General features: G+C 67.1%; 12 protein-coding genes and 1 tRNA gene. 6 read left to right on the top strand and 7 right to left on the bottom strand.

All coding sequences use genetic code 11. From position 1 onward, the window contains the following. Positions 1-19 precede the first annotated feature (19 nt). The 4 genes from EJ903_RS02450 to secA all read right to left on the bottom strand — a co-directional run bounded on the left by EJ903_RS02450 (position 20) and on the right by secA (position 5,572). Entirely contained in the window at positions 20-268 is a 249-nt protein-coding gene (locus tag EJ903_RS02450) for a DUF1272 domain-containing protein (RefSeq protein ID WP_126611718.1), read from the bottom strand. Between the two features lie 207 nt (positions 269-475). Next, the gene (locus EJ903_RS02445) at positions 476-1,846 is read right to left on the bottom strand and encodes a DEAD/DEAH box helicase (RefSeq protein WP_126611716.1); all 1,371 of its coding nucleotides are present in this window, start codon (positions 1,844-1,846) and stop codon (positions 476-478) included. Positions 1,847-2,118: 272 nt separating this feature from the next. Further along, complete coding sequence (locus tag EJ903_RS02440; protein WP_126611714.1) at positions 2,119-2,655, bottom strand: flagellar basal body-associated FliL family protein; 537 nt, start codon at positions 2,653-2,655, stop codon at positions 2,119-2,121. 211 nt (positions 2,656-2,866) lie between these two features. Beyond that, on the bottom strand, positions 2,867-5,572 hold the full coding sequence (gene secA / locus EJ903_RS02435) for a preprotein translocase subunit SecA (RefSeq protein WP_126611712.1): 2,706 nt from the start codon (positions 5,570-5,572) through the stop codon (positions 2,867-2,869). Between the two features lie 301 nt (positions 5,573-5,873). Here secA and EJ903_RS02430 point away from each other — a divergent pair, with 301 nt between their 5' ends. The 5 genes from EJ903_RS02430 (at position 5,874) to EJ903_RS02410 (ending at position 11,158) form a co-directional block, all read left to right on the top strand. After that, complete coding sequence (locus tag EJ903_RS02430; protein ID WP_126611710.1) at positions 5,874-6,773, top strand: peptidylprolyl isomerase; 900 nt, start codon at positions 5,874-5,876, stop codon at positions 6,771-6,773. Between the two features lie 170 nt (positions 6,774-6,943). After that, positions 6,944-8,182, top strand: coding sequence for a bifunctional glutamate N-acetyltransferase/amino-acid acetyltransferase ArgJ (gene argJ, locus EJ903_RS02425; protein ID WP_126611708.1), 1,239 nt, complete (start codon positions 6,944-6,946; stop codon positions 8,180-8,182). A 19-nt stretch (positions 8,183-8,201) separates the two neighbouring features. Then, the gene (locus EJ903_RS02420) at positions 8,202-8,645 is read left to right on the top strand and encodes a (deoxy)nucleoside triphosphate pyrophosphohydrolase (protein ID WP_126611706.1); all 444 of its coding nucleotides are present in this window, start codon (positions 8,202-8,204) and stop codon (positions 8,643-8,645) included. A 404-nt stretch (positions 8,646-9,049) separates the two neighbouring features. Then, positions 9,050-10,975, top strand: coding sequence for a DNA helicase RecQ (gene recQ, locus EJ903_RS02415; protein WP_126611704.1), 1,926 nt, complete (start codon positions 9,050-9,052; stop codon positions 10,973-10,975). A gap of 108 nt (positions 10,976-11,083) precedes the next feature. After that, a tRNA-Thr gene (locus tag EJ903_RS02410) sits at positions 11,084-11,158 on the top strand. 123 nt (positions 11,159-11,281) lie between these two features. On the opposite strand, the gene EJ903_RS02405 is transcribed toward EJ903_RS02410, so the two are convergent. The 3 genes from EJ903_RS02405 to EJ903_RS02395 form a co-directional block, all read right to left on the bottom strand. Then, a complete protein-coding gene (locus EJ903_RS02405; protein ID WP_126611702.1) occupies positions 11,282-11,773 on the bottom strand; it encodes a hypothetical protein in 492 nt (163 codons plus the stop codon). Then, complete coding sequence (locus tag EJ903_RS02400; protein ID WP_126611700.1) at positions 11,770-12,378, bottom strand: hypothetical protein; 609 nt, start codon at positions 12,376-12,378, stop codon at positions 11,770-11,772. Before EJ903_RS02400 ends, EJ903_RS02405 begins: the two co-directional genes overlap by 4 nt. A gap of 354 nt (positions 12,379-12,732) precedes the next feature. Then, a complete protein-coding gene (locus EJ903_RS02395; protein WP_126611698.1) occupies positions 12,733-13,770 on the bottom strand; it encodes a DctP family TRAP transporter solute-binding subunit in 1,038 nt (345 codons plus the stop codon). Positions 13,771-13,886: 116 nt separating this feature from the next. Here EJ903_RS02395 and EJ903_RS02390 point away from each other — a divergent pair, with 116 nt between their 5' ends. Further along, entirely contained in the window at positions 13,887-14,537 is a 651-nt protein-coding gene (locus EJ903_RS02390) for an OmpA family protein (RefSeq protein ID WP_246015105.1), read from the top strand. The last annotated feature ends 24 nt before the right edge of the window (positions 14,538-14,561 follow it).

Here is a 14,561-nt window from a genome sequence, read left to right as displayed (position 1 = left end):
TGTTTTGGGGCGCGCAGGCTCAGAACAGCGCTGCGCAGCCGCCGGGCTTGACCGTCCGCTGGGTGGTGGGCGGGTTGGCGGCAAGCTTGTGCGCCGGGCGGATCGGGCGGCGGAGCAGTTCCCCGCCGCAATTGGGGCAGCGCTGGCCGGGCAGCCGATCGCGGCAGTCGGTGCAGAAGGTGCATTCGAAGGAGCAGATCACGGCGTCCGGCGAGTCCGGCGGCAGGTCGCGATCGCAGCATTCGCAGGAGGGACGGAGGTGCAGCATGGCGGGGGTGCTCCCGATGATGAGGGGGGAGCGGTCAGGGTAGGTCGACGCGTCCGCTGGCAAAATCGGCGTGAATGCCACCATACGAAAACAAAATGCCAAAGCGGAGGAGCTGAAACGGAAACGGGGCGGCTCCCCGCTGTGGGAAGCCGCCCCGTTCTGCTCAAAACACCGGAGTGTTTCAGACGTCAGACGACGCCGAACCCGTTACCACGCCTTGGCGCGGGCGGGCGGCTTGCCAGCGCCGTGGGAGTCGCGGCGGCCATGGTCCGGGCGCTCCGAACGGGCGGGGCCATGCTCCGACCGGGCGTGGTCGGCGCGCGGGCCGCGCGGGCCTTGATGACCGGCAGGCTTGTCGCCGTGGTTGCGCTGCCACGGCTTCGGGCCGTTGTGGCGGCTGCTGTTGTTGCGACCGGCGGGGCGACCGCCACCGGCGTGGAACGGGCGCTGCGGCTCCAGGCCGGGGATGACGTGCACCGCCAGGGTGGCGTTGGTGTAACGCTCGATGCGGAACAGCGTTTCACGGTCGGCGCGGCCCGCGAAGGAGATCGCGATGCCCGAGGCCCCGGCGCGGCCGGTGCGGCCGATGCGGTGGACGTAATCCTCCGCCGAACGCGGCAGGTCGAAATTGATGACGTGGGTGATGTCGCGCACGTCGATGCCGCGCGCGGCGACGTCGGTGGCGACCAGCAGACGGATTTGGCCGGTGCGCAGACGCTGGAGCGTGCGGTTGCGCTTGCCCTGGTCCATGTCGCCGTGCAGGGCAGCGGCGGCGTGACCGGCGTCGGCCAGTTCCTCGGCCAGCGAATCCGCGTCGCGCTTGGTCGCGGCGAAGATGATCGCCTTGCCGACCTCGGGCTGGGTCGCGAAATGCTGGAGCATCTTGCGCTTGTGGTCGAGGTCGTCGGCGTGGTGCAGGCGCTGCTCGACGTTGATCGAGGTCGCTTCGGTTTCCACCGCGACGCGTTCCGGGTTGCGCAGCAGGTTGCTGGCCAGACCGGCCATGCGGCGGTCCAGCGTGGCGGTGAACAGCAGGGTCTGGCGGGTCGGCGGGCAGCACTTGGCGATGGTTTCCACATCGTCCAGGAAGCCCATGTCCAGCATGCGGTCGGCCTCGTCGAGGATCAGCACCTCAACCGCGTCCAGATCGATGCGGCGGCGCGACACATGGTCGATCAGGCGGCCCGGCGTGGCGACGATGACGTCGACCGGGCGCGACAGCAGACGAAGCTGGTCGCGGTAGGGCATGCCGCCGACCACATCGACGATGTTCAGCTTCATGAAGCGGGCGTATTTGCGGGCGGCGTCCGTGACCTGCTTGGCCAGTTCGCGCGTCGGGGCCAGCACCAGAACGCGCGGGGCGGCAACGCCCAGGCGCGGCAGTTCGGCGACGCGGGTCAGCGACGGCAGCATGAAGGCGGCGGTCTTGCCGGTGCCGGTTTCGGCGGTGGCGAGGATGTCGCGGCCCTGCAACGCCGGGGGAATGGCGGCGGCCTGGACGGGGGTGGCGGTGGTGTATTCGAACGCCTCAAGGGCCTTCAGGACGAGCGGGTGCAGACCAAGTTCGGCAAAAGACAAAGCGATCAACCTTCTCAAAGCATGACGGCACGGTCACGCGCACCCCAATGGTGGGCGTGAAGGATGCCGGCGGTTTCGCCGGGAGGAGGTCGAGAGGGAGAGGCGTCTATCCGAAGCATGATCCGCCCATTCCGGTTGTTTGGAAGGGACGCCCTGCGAAATCAAAGCGCGTCTCGCTCAAGAGACGCGCGAGCCTCCAGCGATCAAGAGAGCCTTGATAGTCTATTGCGCCGCACAATCCAAGATCTTTCGTCGGCCAAGCCCTGCGTTCCTCACCGGACGACCATGCGTTCTATGTAGACGTCGCGGATCAGCCCGGCCCCGGCCTCGCGCTGGACCGCCTCCTTGACGGCGTCCTTCAGCCGCTGGCCCGATCCGGGGGCGGTCAACCGCTCCGGCTCCATCGCGCCGATCCGTTCGAACAGGCGGTCGGCGATGCGGTCCTGATAGCGCAGGACGGCGTCGGCCTTCACCTTGGGGGCCAGCACCAGGGACACTTGCACGTCGATGGCGCGGGCGCCGCCCAGGGCGATGTCCATCGCGGGCAGGGGGGCCAAGCGGGCTTTCGGCCCCATCACGGCGGTGACGCGCTGCTGTTCCAGGATTTTCGTGATGGCGATGGAGCCGCCATAGGCCAGCCCGAGCAGCGTCAGCAGCACCACCAGCAGCGTCAGCACCAGACGGCGGGTGTGTGGCTCCTGCCGGGGGTGGTGGACGGAGGTCGGTTGTGGCTTGGCCGGGGGCCGCGCCGCGAGGCTGGGGGCGGCGGGGCGGCGGGAAAGCGGGTGGGGCTGTGCGTGCGCGACCATGATCGGACCCCCGCGAACCGGCGGTGCGGGTGCGCGCCGGATCGGGGCTGGCACCGCCTTGGGAACCGATGGTCAGTGTACATCCGATCGGGTTCCCAAAGGATGAACATCCGACCGCGCCCCCCTTGGTGCGACCGCGCGCCGCAGAACCGCAAGAAAAAAGGGGCGGGCCAACGGCCCGCCCCTTTTTGGTCGTGCGAGTTGGGCGCGGTTACGCCAAACGCCCGTGGCAGTGCTTGAACTTCTTGCCCGAGCCGCAGGGGCAGTTGGCGTTGCGCGAGGTGCTGGCCATCACCTCCGGCGGCAGGGGTTGGTCTTCCGGGTTCAGCCCACCGGCGGACTCGTTGCCCTCGCCCATGGCGAGCGCCGGATCGTCGCGGCCTTCCTGAAGGCCCTGCAACTCGCGCATCCGCTGGGCGAACAGCTCCTCGTCCGAGGGGGCGATGCGGATTTCGACGTGCATCAGCACCGACGTGACCTGCTCGCGCAGGGTCATCAGCATGGTGTCGAACAGCTCGAACGCCTCGCGCTTGTACTCGTTCAGCGGATCCTTCTGCGCGTAGGCGCGCAGGGAAATGCCCTGGCGGAGATGATCGAGCTGAAGGAGGTGATCCTTCCATTCCTGGTCCAGGATCTGGAGCAGCAGGCTCTTTTCCACATGGCGCATCGTCTCCGCGCCATACGCCTCTTCCTTGGCAGCGTATTTGGCGTCGGCGGCGTTGCGGATGCGCTCCTCGATCTCCGGTTCGGCGATGCCCTCTTCCTTGGCCCAATCCTGCACCGGCAGGTCCATGGCCAGCAGGCGGTTCACCGATTCGTGCAGCGCGGTGATGTCCCACTGTTCGGAATAGCTGTTGGCCGGGATCGCGGTGGCGACCAGATTGGCGATGACCTGATGGCGCATCTCGCGGATTTCCTCCGCGATGTCCTCGCTGTCCATCACCTCGCGGCGCTGTTCATAGACGACCTTGCGCTGGTCGTTCATGACGTTGTCGAACTTCAGCAGGTTCTTGCGCACCTCGAAATGGTGGGCTTCGACCTTCTGCTGGGCCTTTTCCAACGCCTTGTTGATCCAGGGATGGATGATCGCCTCGCCGTCCTTCAGGCCCAGGCGCTGCAACATGCTGTCCATCCGCTCCGACCCGAAGATGCGCATCAGGTCGTCTTCCAGCGACAGGAAGAATTTCGACGTGCCGGGGTCGCCCTGACGGCCCGAGCGGCCACGGAGCTGGTTGTCGATGCGGCGGCTTTCGTGGCGTTCGGTGCCGATGACGTACAGGCCGCCCGCCGCCTTCACCTGCTCGCGGGACTGTTCGATCTCCGCTTCGATCTGCTTGATGCGGGCGTCGCGCTCCGGCCCCTCCGGCAGGTTGGCCAGCTCGACCTCGATCCGCATGTGCAGGTTGCCGCCCAGCTGGATGTCGGTGCCGCGACCGGCCATGTTGGTGGCGACCGTCACCGCGCCCGGCCGGCCGGCCTGGGCGACGATGTAGGCCTCCTGCTCGTGGTGGCGGGCGTTCAGCACATTGTGCGGGATGCCGCGCTTGGTCAGCAGATCGGCCAGCAATTCCGACTTTTCGATGGAGGTGGTGCCGACCAGAACCGGCTGGCCGCGCTTGCGCGCCTCCTCGATCAGATCGATCATCGCGTGGTATTTTTCCGCCCCGGTGCGATAGACCTCGTCGTCGTGGTCGATGCGCTTGACCGGCACGTTGGTCGGGATGTCCACCACCTCCAGGCCATAGATCTCGCCGAACTCGGCGGCCTCGGTCATCGCGGTGCCGGTCATGCCCGCCAGCTTGGGATAGATGCGGAAGTAATTCTGGAAGGTGATGGAGGCCAGCGTCTGGTTCTCGCGCTGGATCGTCACCCGCTCCTTGGCTTCCAACGCCTGATGCAGCCCTTCGGAGAAACGGCGGCCGTCCATCATGCGCCCAGTGAACTCGTCGATGATGATGACCTTGTCATCCTTGACGATGTAATCCTTGTCGCGCTGGAACAGGGTGTGGGCGCGCAGCGCCTGTTGGGCGTGGTGGACCAGGGCGACGTTCTGGATGTCGTACAGCCCGCCGGACTTCAGCAAACCGGCCTCGGCCAGCAGCGCTTCCATATGCTCCTGCCCGGCTTCGGAGAAGCTGACGGAGCGGTGCTTCTCGTCCTTCTCGAAATCCTCCGGGCGCAGCATGGGGATCAGGCGGTCAACCTGCTGGTACATCTCGCCCGCGTCGGTGGAGGGGCCGGAGATGATGAGCGGGGTTCGCGCCTCGTCGATCAGGATCGAGTCGACCTCGTCCACGATGGCGAAGTTGAAGGACCGCTGGACCATTTCCTCCAGCCGGAACTTCATGTTGTCGCGCAGGTAATCGAAGCCGAATTCGTTGTTGGTGCCATAGGTGATGTCGGCGGCGTAGGCCGCGCGGCGCTCGTCATCATCCAGGCCGGGCACGATGCAGCCGGTGGTCAGGCCGAGGAAGCCATAGACCCGGCTCATCCACCCGCTGTCGCGGCGGGCCAGATAATCGTTCACGGTGACGACGTGGACGCCCTTGCCCTCCAGCGCGTTCAGATAGACGGCCAGGGTGGCGACCAGCGTCTTGCCTTCGCCGGTGCGCATTTCCGAAATCTTGCCCTGATGCAGCACCATGCCGCCCAGAAGCTGCACGTCGAAATGGCGCTGGCCCAGAACGCGCTTGGCCGCTTCGCGCACGGTGGCGAAGGCGTCGGGCAGGATGTCGTCCAGCGACTCGCCCTTGGCCAGACGTTCGCGCAGCCAGTCGGTGCGCGCCTTCAGCGCCTCGTCCGACAGGGCGGCGACCGACGGCTCCAAACCGTTGATCTGCTGAACGGTTTTTTGCAGCGTCTTGACCACGCGCGTGTTGGCGGTGCCGAAAATCTTGCGGGCGAGAGCGCCGAACATGAAAACCTCGGGAGTAAAACGGAATGTGGGCCAGCCTATCGACCGGTCTCACATAGGACTATGGCGGGGCGCTGTCAACGAGACCGGTCCGCCCGCGCTGCGCAAAATGCGCGCGGAAAGCCGCCCCGGGGCTGGTATTGCCGGGGGCGGCGGCCCAGTTGTGTGACGGATTGATGGGGGCCTTGCCCGACGCGCGCAAGCCATGCTTAATCCACACGAAATCGGGCGCGGGGGCGGCGGATGGCCCTGGCGTCACGCCCCAACGCTTTGCCACACATCCGCCGGAAGGAAATCAGTCGCCATGGTGAATCGAGTGTTCCGCACCGCTCTTCTGTCGATGGCCGCCTGCGGCATCGCGCTGGCCGCGCACGCGCAGACCGCTGCCCCGACCCCCGCCGCCGCCGACCCGGTCGTGGCGCGCGTCAACGGTGAGGAACTGCACCGCTCCGACGTCACCCGGATGGTTGCCCAGCTCCCGGCCCAGGTGCAGCAGATGCCGATCGAGATGATCTACACGGCGGTCATCGATCAGCTTGTCAGCGGCAAGCTGGTGGCGGTGGCGGGCTACAAAGCCAAGCTGGCCGAGACCGCCGAGGTCAAGGACGAGGTCAAGCGCGCCGAGGAGCGCGCGGTCCAACGCGCCTTCGTCCAGAAGGAGGTCAAGGCCCGCATCACGCAAAAGGCGCTGGACGAGGCCTATCAGGCCTATCTGAAGCAGAACCCGCCGCAGGACGAGGTCAAGGCCTCCCACATCCTGGTGGAGAAGGAAGAGGACGCGAAGGCGATCATCGCCGAGCTGGTCAAGGGTGGCGATTTCGCCAAGCTGGCCAAGGAGAAGTCCAAGGACACCGTCGCGGCCCAGCAGGGCGGCGATCTGGGCTACTTCACCAAGGACGCGATGGTCGAACCCTTCGCCAACGCCGCCTTCGCCATGGCCAAGGGCGAGATCAGCAAGGAGCCGGTCAAGACCCAGTTCGGCTTCCACATCATCAAGGTCGAGGACAAGCGCACCCAGCCCGCCCCGACCCTGGACGAGGTCAAGCCGCAGCTGGAACAGACCCTGTCCAAGGACATCGTGACCGCCCTGGTCGACGAGCTGCGCGCCGGTGCCAAGATCGAGACCTTCCAGCTCGACGGTTCGCCGATGCCCAAGGAAGAGCCGGCCGCCGCCCCGAAGGCGGACGAGCCGAAGAAGCAATAAGGTTCCGGATCGGATCCGCACCCCCTTCTCCCGCTCCGGCGGGGAAGGGGTGGGGAGGGGGCGGCGCGCCCACCTCCCCGCTTCTGTGACGGACCGTTTTGCGCCTCTCCGTTTTTGCCTGCCCCAGTTCGCCTCTGCCCAGACACCCACCCCCGCACGGGATTTGCCCCATGGCCACGACGCTTTCCCCCTTGGCTCCCGCCAGCTTTCCGACGCTGCCCCCCATCGCGGGCGTGCGCCTCGCCACGGCGAACAGCGGCATCCGATACAAGGGCCGCGATGATCTGTTGCTGGCCGTGCTGGATCCCGGCACCGCCGTCGCCGGGGTGCTGACCCGTTCGCTGACCTGCTCCGCCCCGGTCATCTGGTGCCGCGACAGCCTGCCCAAGGGATCGGCCCGCGCGGTTGTCTGCAACGCGGGCAACGCCAACGCCTTCACCGGCAAGGCGGGCGACGCCACCGTGCAGGCCACGGTCGAGGCCGCCGCCGCCATCGCGGGCTGCGCCACCGACGAGGTCTATGTCGCCTCCACCGGCGTGATCGGCATCCCGCTCGCCGCCGACGCCATCGGCAAATGCCTGCCCGGCATGGTCCCGACGCTGGCGGCGGATTCGGCGGCGTGGGAAAAGGCCGCCCGCGCCATCATGACCACCGACACCTTTCCCAAGGGATCGGTGCGCACCGTCACCATCGGCGGCACGCCGGTGACGATCGCCGGTTTCGCCAAGGGGTCGGGCATGATCGCCCCGGACATGGCGACGATGCTGGGCTTCGTCTTCACCGACGCCGCCATCGCCGCCACCGCTTTGCAGGACATGCTGTCGGAATTCACCGAACGCACCTTCAACGCCATCACCGTGGACGGCGACACCTCTACCAGCGACACGCTGCTGCTGTTCGCCACCGGCAAGGCGGGCAACGCCCCGGTCGCCAGCGCCCAGGCCCCGGAGCTGGCCGCGTTCCGCGCCGCGCTGGAGGATCTGCTGCTCGATCTGGCCCTGCAAATCGTCCGCGACGGCGAAGGGGCGACCAAGTTCGTCGCCATCACCGTGGACGGGGCCGACAGCAACGCGGCGGCCAAGCGCATCGCCCTGACCGTGGCGAACTCCCCGCTGGTCAAGACCGCCATCGCCGGTGAAGACGCCAATTGGGGCCGCATCGTCGCCGCCATCGGGCGGGCGGGCGAGCGCGCCGACCGCGACCTCATCAAGATCACCGTCGGCGGGACCCTGATCTGCGCCGAAGGGATGGAGGTCCCCGGTTACGACGAAACCCCGGTCGCCACCCACATGAAGGGCAAGGAGATCGACGTGCACATCGACCTCGGCCTGGGCCGTGGAACCGCCAAGGTGTGGACCTGCGACCTGACCCACGGCTACATCGACATCAACGGCAGCTACCGGAGCTGACCGTCATCGGAGTCGCGCGATGACCGCCTGTTTTGATCCCACCTCCACCCCGCCGCGCGGCAGCCTGCCGACCTTGCTGGTTGTCGCGGTGGCCCTGGTGGATGCCGATGGCCGCGTGCTGCTGGCCCAACGGCCGCCCGGCAAATCGCTGGCCGGTCTGTGGGAGTTTCCCGGCGGCAAGGTGGACGCGGGCGAAACCCCGGAAGCCGCGCTGGTGCGCGAGCTGAAGGAGGAGCTGGGGATCGACACGGCGGCCAGCTGCCTTGCCCCCTTCACCTTCGCCTCGCACAGCTACGAGAGCTTTCATCTGCTGATGCCGCTCTATGTCTGCCGGGTGTGGGAGGGCGATGTCGTGGCGCGGGAGGGGCAGCGGCTGGCCTGGGTGCGCCCGAACCGCATGGGCGACTACCCGATGCCCCCCGCCGACGTGCCGCTGGTCGCCATGCTGCGGGACCTGTTGTAGACCTTGCGTTGAAAAAGGGAGAGAGCGGCGCTATAGTCTTGGGAGGTGGCCGATGGGTGTTGGCGCACCCACCGGCCCGCTCCTGACTGCTTAGCGGTGGATCAGGCGGATTTCGATCCGCCAGCGCCGCCACTGGAGCACCAGGGAGAAGGGCATCTTCTTCATGCCTTTTTTCCTCCTTCTGAAACGGCGGATGGACCATCCATCCGCCGTTTTCAGTTTACCCGGATCGCGCGAAAACAATCCAGGATGTCACACGCATGTGTGGATCTGTTCCGGCCATGCGGGCCGACCGGGTTTTCCGAGTCGCGATTGCGGCTTTGCCGTGGGGGCAATCTGTGCGACATGATGGGGGTTGACCCGATGGCCGCCCGGCGGCCTGCCCCTGATTGAACCGCATCGGCGTGGATTCGTTGTTTTCCTTTCCCAGCCGCGCGACCAGCCCGGCCCCCGGCCCGGACGGCTCCGGGCTTGACGCGGCCTTGTCCGCGCTGCGCACCGTCTTCGGCTACGCCGCCTTCCGGGGCCAGCAGGCCGACATCATCGACCATGTGGTGCGCGGCGGCGACGCGCTGGTGCTGATGCCCACCGGCGGCGGCAAATCGCTGTGCTACCAAATCCCGGCGCTGGTGCGCGACGGCGTGACCGTGGTGGTGTCGCCGCTGATCGCCCTGATGCGCGATCAGGTCACGGCCCTGCGCGAATTGGGCGTGCGCGCCGCCTTCCTCAACTCCTCCCTTGGCGCGGCGGAGGCGCGGGAGGTGGAGCGCGACATGGTGCGCGGCGACCTCGATCTGGTCTACATCGCGCCCGAACGGCTGGTGACGCCGCGCTTTCTGGACCTGCTCGACCGCACCAAACTGGCGCTGTTCGCGCTGGACGAGGCGCATTGCGTGTCGCAGTGGGGGCATGATTTCCGCCCGGAATATCTGCAACTGTCGATCCTGCACGAACGGCACCCGGACGTGCCGCGCATCGCGCTGACCGCCACCGCCGACGTCCAGACCCGCAACGAGATCAAGGAAAAGCTGGGGCTGACGGAGGCGCGCGTCTTCCTGTCCAGCTTCGACCGGCCCAACATCACCTACCGCGTGGTTCCGAAGAAGAGCGAGCGCCAGCAGATGCTGGCCTTTCTCAACGAGAATCACGGCGAGGACGCGGGCATCGTCTATTGCCTGTCGCGCAACAAGGTGGAGGAAACCGCCGCCTGGCTGAACGCCCAGGGGCGGGAGGCGCTGCCCTACCACGCCGGTCTGCCCGCCGAGGTGCGCGAGGCCAACCAGGACCGCTTCATCAAGGGCGAGGGGCTGGTCATGGTGGCGACCGTCGCCTTTGGCATGGGCATTGACAAGCCGAACGTCCGCTTCGTCTGTCACCTCGACCTGCCCAAAAGCCTGGAAGCCTATTATCAGGAAACCGGCCGCGCCGGGCGCGACGGCCTGCCCGCCAACGCCTGGATGGCCTATGGCATGGCCGACGTGGTGATGCTGCGCCAAATGCTGGAGCAATCGGAGGCGGGCGACAGCCACCGCCGGGTGGAGCGTGGCAAGCTGGAAGCCATGCTGGGCTATTGCGAAAGCAGCGGGTGCCGCCGTCAGGTCCTGCTGAACTATTTCAACGAGACGCTCGCCAAGCCCTGCGGCAACTGCGACACCTGCCTGGAGCCGGTGGCGACCTGGGACGGGACCATCGCCGCGCAAAAGGCGCTGTCGGCGGTCTACCGCACCGGCCAGCGCTATGGGGCCGGGCATCTGATCGACGTGCTGCTGGGCAACCCGACGGAAAAGGTGGTGCAGCAGGCGCACGACGCCCTGAAGACCTACGGCGTCGGCAAGGAACTGGCCAAGGCCGAATGGCAGTCGGTGTATCGGCAGTTGGTCGCGAACGGTTTCCTCACCGTCGATCTGGAGGGCTATGGCGGCTTCCGCCTGACCGATGCCGGGGTGGCGGTGATCAAGGGCCAACGCACCGTCCGTCTGCGCAAGGATCCGGTGCAGGAACGCCGCCGCAACGTCCACGACGCCCTGCGCCGCCAGAGCGGGCGGGGCGGCTCGTCCTTCTCGACCGGAGGCGGTTCGTCTGGCGGTGGACGGGCAACCCTGTCGGCGGCCGATGACGCGCTGTGGCACGCCCTGCGCGATTGCCGCACCGAACTGGCCAAGGAACAGGGTGTGCCGCCCTACGTCATCTTCCACGACAGCACGCTGCTGGAGATGGTCCACCAACGCCCCCTGACCCCCGACGCCTTCGCCCGCCTGCCCGGCGTGGGCAGCCGCAAACTCGACCGCTACGCCGCCGCCTTCCTGGACGTGATCCACGAGCATGGTTGAAACGGGAGCTGAAACCGGGTTGGCGGGCGGTTGGACGGCTGATGATTTTTTTGAAAATGTTCGCTTGCATCATCCCAATCACGTCGCTATGTTCCCCGCCACAACGACGCCGCAGTAGCTCAGGGGTAGAGCAACTGATTCGTAATCAGTAGGTCCGGGGTTCAAATCCCTGTTGCGGCACCAGTTTCAAAGGCCCTGAAGCGCCCCGCGCTTCAGGGCCTTTGCATGTCCGGGCCATCTTTCCTGTTTGGAGGATTGCTGGCGTGTTTGCGTTCGTCACGGTTCCGTTGATCGCGAGCAGCCCCCTCACCCCGCCAGCGGCAAGGGCACGGGTTGGCCGATGGCGAAGCCGCTGGGGGAGGGGTGGCGTTCCTGGATGCGGCGGCGGGCCTCGTCGGCCGTCTCGGCGACCAGGGCGTAATGCTTCACGCCGGTCCAGGGGGCCTTGTCGTCCAGCGCCTCCACCGCGACGTACCAGAGCTGGCCGTCGGCGCGGGCGACGCGGTCGAAGCAATGGAACTCCATCGGGGCTTGGCTTTCCGCCGCCACCAGCGCGTTTTGCAGGTCGTTCACGTCGGCCTGCGCGTTGGCGATGTCGTGGCCCAAGGCGGTCAGGGTTTCCTCGATTTCCGCGCGGCGGACGGCGGCCAGCTTGTTGTAGTTGTCGTAAACGTCCAGCCGTTCCGACAGCGCCCGCAGCTTGGCGTTCTGGCGGTCGGCGCGGGTGCGGAGCTGGCGTTCGCCCAGCGATCCGAAGCCCAACGTCAACAGGGATGCGAGAAGCCAAAGCATGTTCATGACGCGGCCGCTCCCGGTGCGGGGGCGGTGGGCGGTGGGGCGGCGGCGCTGTCCGGCGCGGCCTTCTCGGCGTCGGACGAGACGAAGGTGACGCCGACGGTCTCGTTGAAGATGCTGCGGGTCAGCATTTGCGCGGCGGGGTAATCGGTGGACCAGACCTGAGCCTCGTTGCGGAAGGGCCAGATGGCGGGGTGGACCACCGCCTTGGCGTCCGGGCGCTGCATCGCGCCGGGAAGCATCGACAGGGTGAAGCGGAACAGCAGCCGCCCCACCTCGGGCCGCCCGATTTCGTGGATGAAGCGGCGCGACCCGGCGGTGCGCTTGCGCCCCCGGCGGCCCAACACCAGCCTTTCGGCCTCCAACTCGGCCAGAACGGCGCGTTGGGCTTCCACCTCCGCCTGCATGGTCTCCAACTCGTTGGCGCGCACCTCCAGCGCGTCGCGCTCCACCTTCAGCTTGGCGGCGACCCGTTCGATTTCGCGCGCCCGCGCCAGGATGAGCGCGAAGCGAATGGCCAGAAACAGAAGCGTTGCGCCGATGCACAGAACCGACAGCAGCACGACGAAATCGTCGGCCCCGCCGCCCGCCGCTGCGGAGGGCGTCATCGGGCGTCCGTCCTGAGCGTGGTGTCGGTCATCCCCTGTGGCTCCGCAATCCCATGGCGTTGCGCAGCGAGCGGCCCCGCGCCGGTCGCAAAGACAAGACGGTAGCGCCGTTGCGGCGGCTCGTCCACCCTTGCCATCAAAGAAACGCACCGTTCGCGGGGGTTGGGATGCCGTCCCGTGAAGATCATGGCGTCTTTTTTGGCAGATCAGGGGCGTATTCGCCGTTTGTATGCTTGCGTCGCCCCGTTAACGATTCTGTCGAATGTCAGGGTATTGTGACGAATTGTAAGAAATCAATCGCGTTGACCGTCAAAGGGGCGGTGTCCGTCCCACCGGGACGGACGCCGGGGCCGGTCACTTGCGCGCGGCGATGGCGGTTTCCGCCGCCTTGACCAGATCGGGGCCGATCTGCTTGGCCCATTTGTCATAGACGGCCTGGGTGGCCTTCTGGAACGCCTTCTGCTGGTCCGGGGTCAGTTGGACGACGTCCACGCCCTGGGCGGCGATCTCCTTCAACAGGCTGTCGTCGCCCGCCGCGATGCCCTTGCGCGACAGGGCGATTTCCTCCGCCGCCGCTTGAAGGCCGGCGGCGCGCACGGCCTCCTGATCCTCCTTCGACCAGCTCGCCCACACCTCCTTGTTGACCACGAAGATCAACGGATCGGCGACGTAGCCCCACAGGGTCAGGTGCTTTTGCCCCAGCGTCGGCAGCTTGGCGGCGGTGAAGATGGTCAGCGGGTTTTCCTGCCCGTCCACCGCACCGGTGGACAGGGCGGGCTGCGCATCGGCCCAGCTCATCTGCGTCGGGTTGGCCCCCAGCGCGGTGAAGGTGTCGAGGTAGAGCGGCGAGCCGACGACGCGGATCTTCAGCCCCTTCAGATCCTCCGGGGCCTTGATCGAGCGCTTGGAGTTGGAAATCTCGCGGAAGCCGTTCTCGCCCCACGCCACCGGGACCACATCCTTGGTCGCCAGCAGGTCGAACAATTGCTTGCCGACGGCCCCCTGGGTCAGCGCGTCGATCGCCTTGTGGTCGGGCATCAGGAAGGGCAGGGAGAAGAGGTTCAGCTCCTTGACCTGCGGCGACCAGTTGATGGTCGAGCCGACGGCCAGATCGATGGTCCCCTGGCGCAGTGCGGTGAATTCCTTGGTCTGGTCGCCGTTCACCAGCGATGTGCCGGGGTACATCTTGACGACGATCCGCCCGTTGGTCTTCTCCTTGATGAGTTCGGCCCAGCGGTCGCCGCCCACACCCCACGGGAAGGGCTTGCCCAGAACGGTGGAGAGCTTGTACTCCGCCTTGTAATCGGCGGCGGCCGCCGCACCCGGCAGCAGGGCCGGAAGCGTCAACGCGGCCAACGCGAGGCCGGTGAGCAGAGACTTCAGCGATGTCATTCTTGTTTCCTCCCAAGCGCCTGGCACGAACGATACGGACCGGGATGGTACAGACGCGCGCACAAGTCTTCCACGCGGAATTTGACGCGCGTGTCGTCAGGTCCGACAATGCCGACATGCGCAGAATGTTCGTCATCGCCCGGATCGGGTTTCTGTTGGCTGGGGTGGTGGCACCGGTGAGTCCGGCTGCGGCGCAAGCGGCGGCGGTGCCGTTGGGGCCGAACCCCAGTGAGTGCGAGATACAGGCCGCGCTGTTGGGGGTGGTCGGCCCCGGCTGCCCGGCCATACACCTGCAACGCCCCCCCGCCCCGCCGCCCGCCGTGGCGGTGCCCCTGTCTACCCCCACGGCGTCTACCCCCACGGCGTCTACCCGACCGGTGCTTTCCCCCGCTCCACCGCCTGTCACCGAGATGGCCAAGCCGGAGTTGAAGGCGGCCTTCCGGGTGGAGTTCGATTTCAACTCAACCACGCTCCGCCCCGAATCGCGGGCGATCCTGGACCGGGTGGCGGCGGTGATGAGCGCGCCCGCCGCCGGGACCATCCGTTTCCGCGTGATCGGCCACACCGACGCGGTGGGCGGCGACGCGGCCAACCTCGCTTTGTCCGAACGCCGGGCGCTGGCGGTCGTCGCCTACCTCACCGGCCATCACCGCATCGCCGCGAACCGCCTGGAAGCGACCGGGCGCGGGATGCGGGAGCTTCTGCTGCCCGACCAACCGATGGCGGCGGCGAACCGGCGGGTGGAGATCGTGAATCTTGGTGAATGAGGGAGGGGTTTTTTGTCCACAGAT

Source organism: Azospirillum griseum (genome assembly GCF_003966125.1).
Lineage (GTDB): Bacteria > Pseudomonadota > Alphaproteobacteria > Azospirillales > Azospirillaceae > Azospirillum > Azospirillum griseum.
The sequence above is the reverse complement of the archived record's forward strand: the minus strand, read 5'-3'. Positions and strand labels throughout refer to the sequence as shown.

Coding starts and splice junctions, on each gene's coding strand:
- EJ903_RS02450 (WP_126611718.1), bottom strand. CDS start 268: ATGCTGCACCTCCGTCCCTCCTGCGAATGCTGCGATCGCGACCTGCCG.
- EJ903_RS02440 (WP_126611714.1), bottom strand. CDS start 2,655: ATGGTCGCGCACGCACAGCCCCACCCGCTTTCCCGCCGCCCCGCCGCC.
- secA (WP_126611712.1), bottom strand. CDS start 5,572: ATGTTCGGCGCTCTCGCCCGCAAGATTTTCGGCACCGCCAACACGCGC.
- EJ903_RS02430 (WP_126611710.1), top strand. CDS start 5,874: ATGGTGAATCGAGTGTTCCGCACCGCTCTTCTGTCGATGGCCGCCTGC.
- argJ (WP_126611708.1), top strand. CDS start 6,944: ATGGCCACGACGCTTTCCCCCTTGGCTCCCGCCAGCTTTCCGACGCTG.
- EJ903_RS02420 (WP_126611706.1), top strand. CDS start 8,202: ATGACCGCCTGTTTTGATCCCACCTCCACCCCGCCGCGCGGCAGCCTG.
- EJ903_RS02405 (WP_126611702.1), bottom strand. CDS start 11,773: ATGAACATGCTTTGGCTTCTCGCATCCCTGTTGACGTTGGGCTTCGGA.
- EJ903_RS02400 (WP_126611700.1), bottom strand. CDS start 12,378: ATGACGCCCTCCGCAGCGGCGGGCGGCGGGGCCGACGATTTCGTCGTG.
- EJ903_RS02395 (WP_126611698.1), bottom strand. CDS start 13,770: ATGACATCGCTGAAGTCTCTGCTCACCGGCCTCGCGTTGGCCGCGTTG.
- EJ903_RS02390 (WP_246015105.1), top strand. CDS start 13,887: ATGCGCAGAATGTTCGTCATCGCCCGGATCGGGTTTCTGTTGGCTGGG.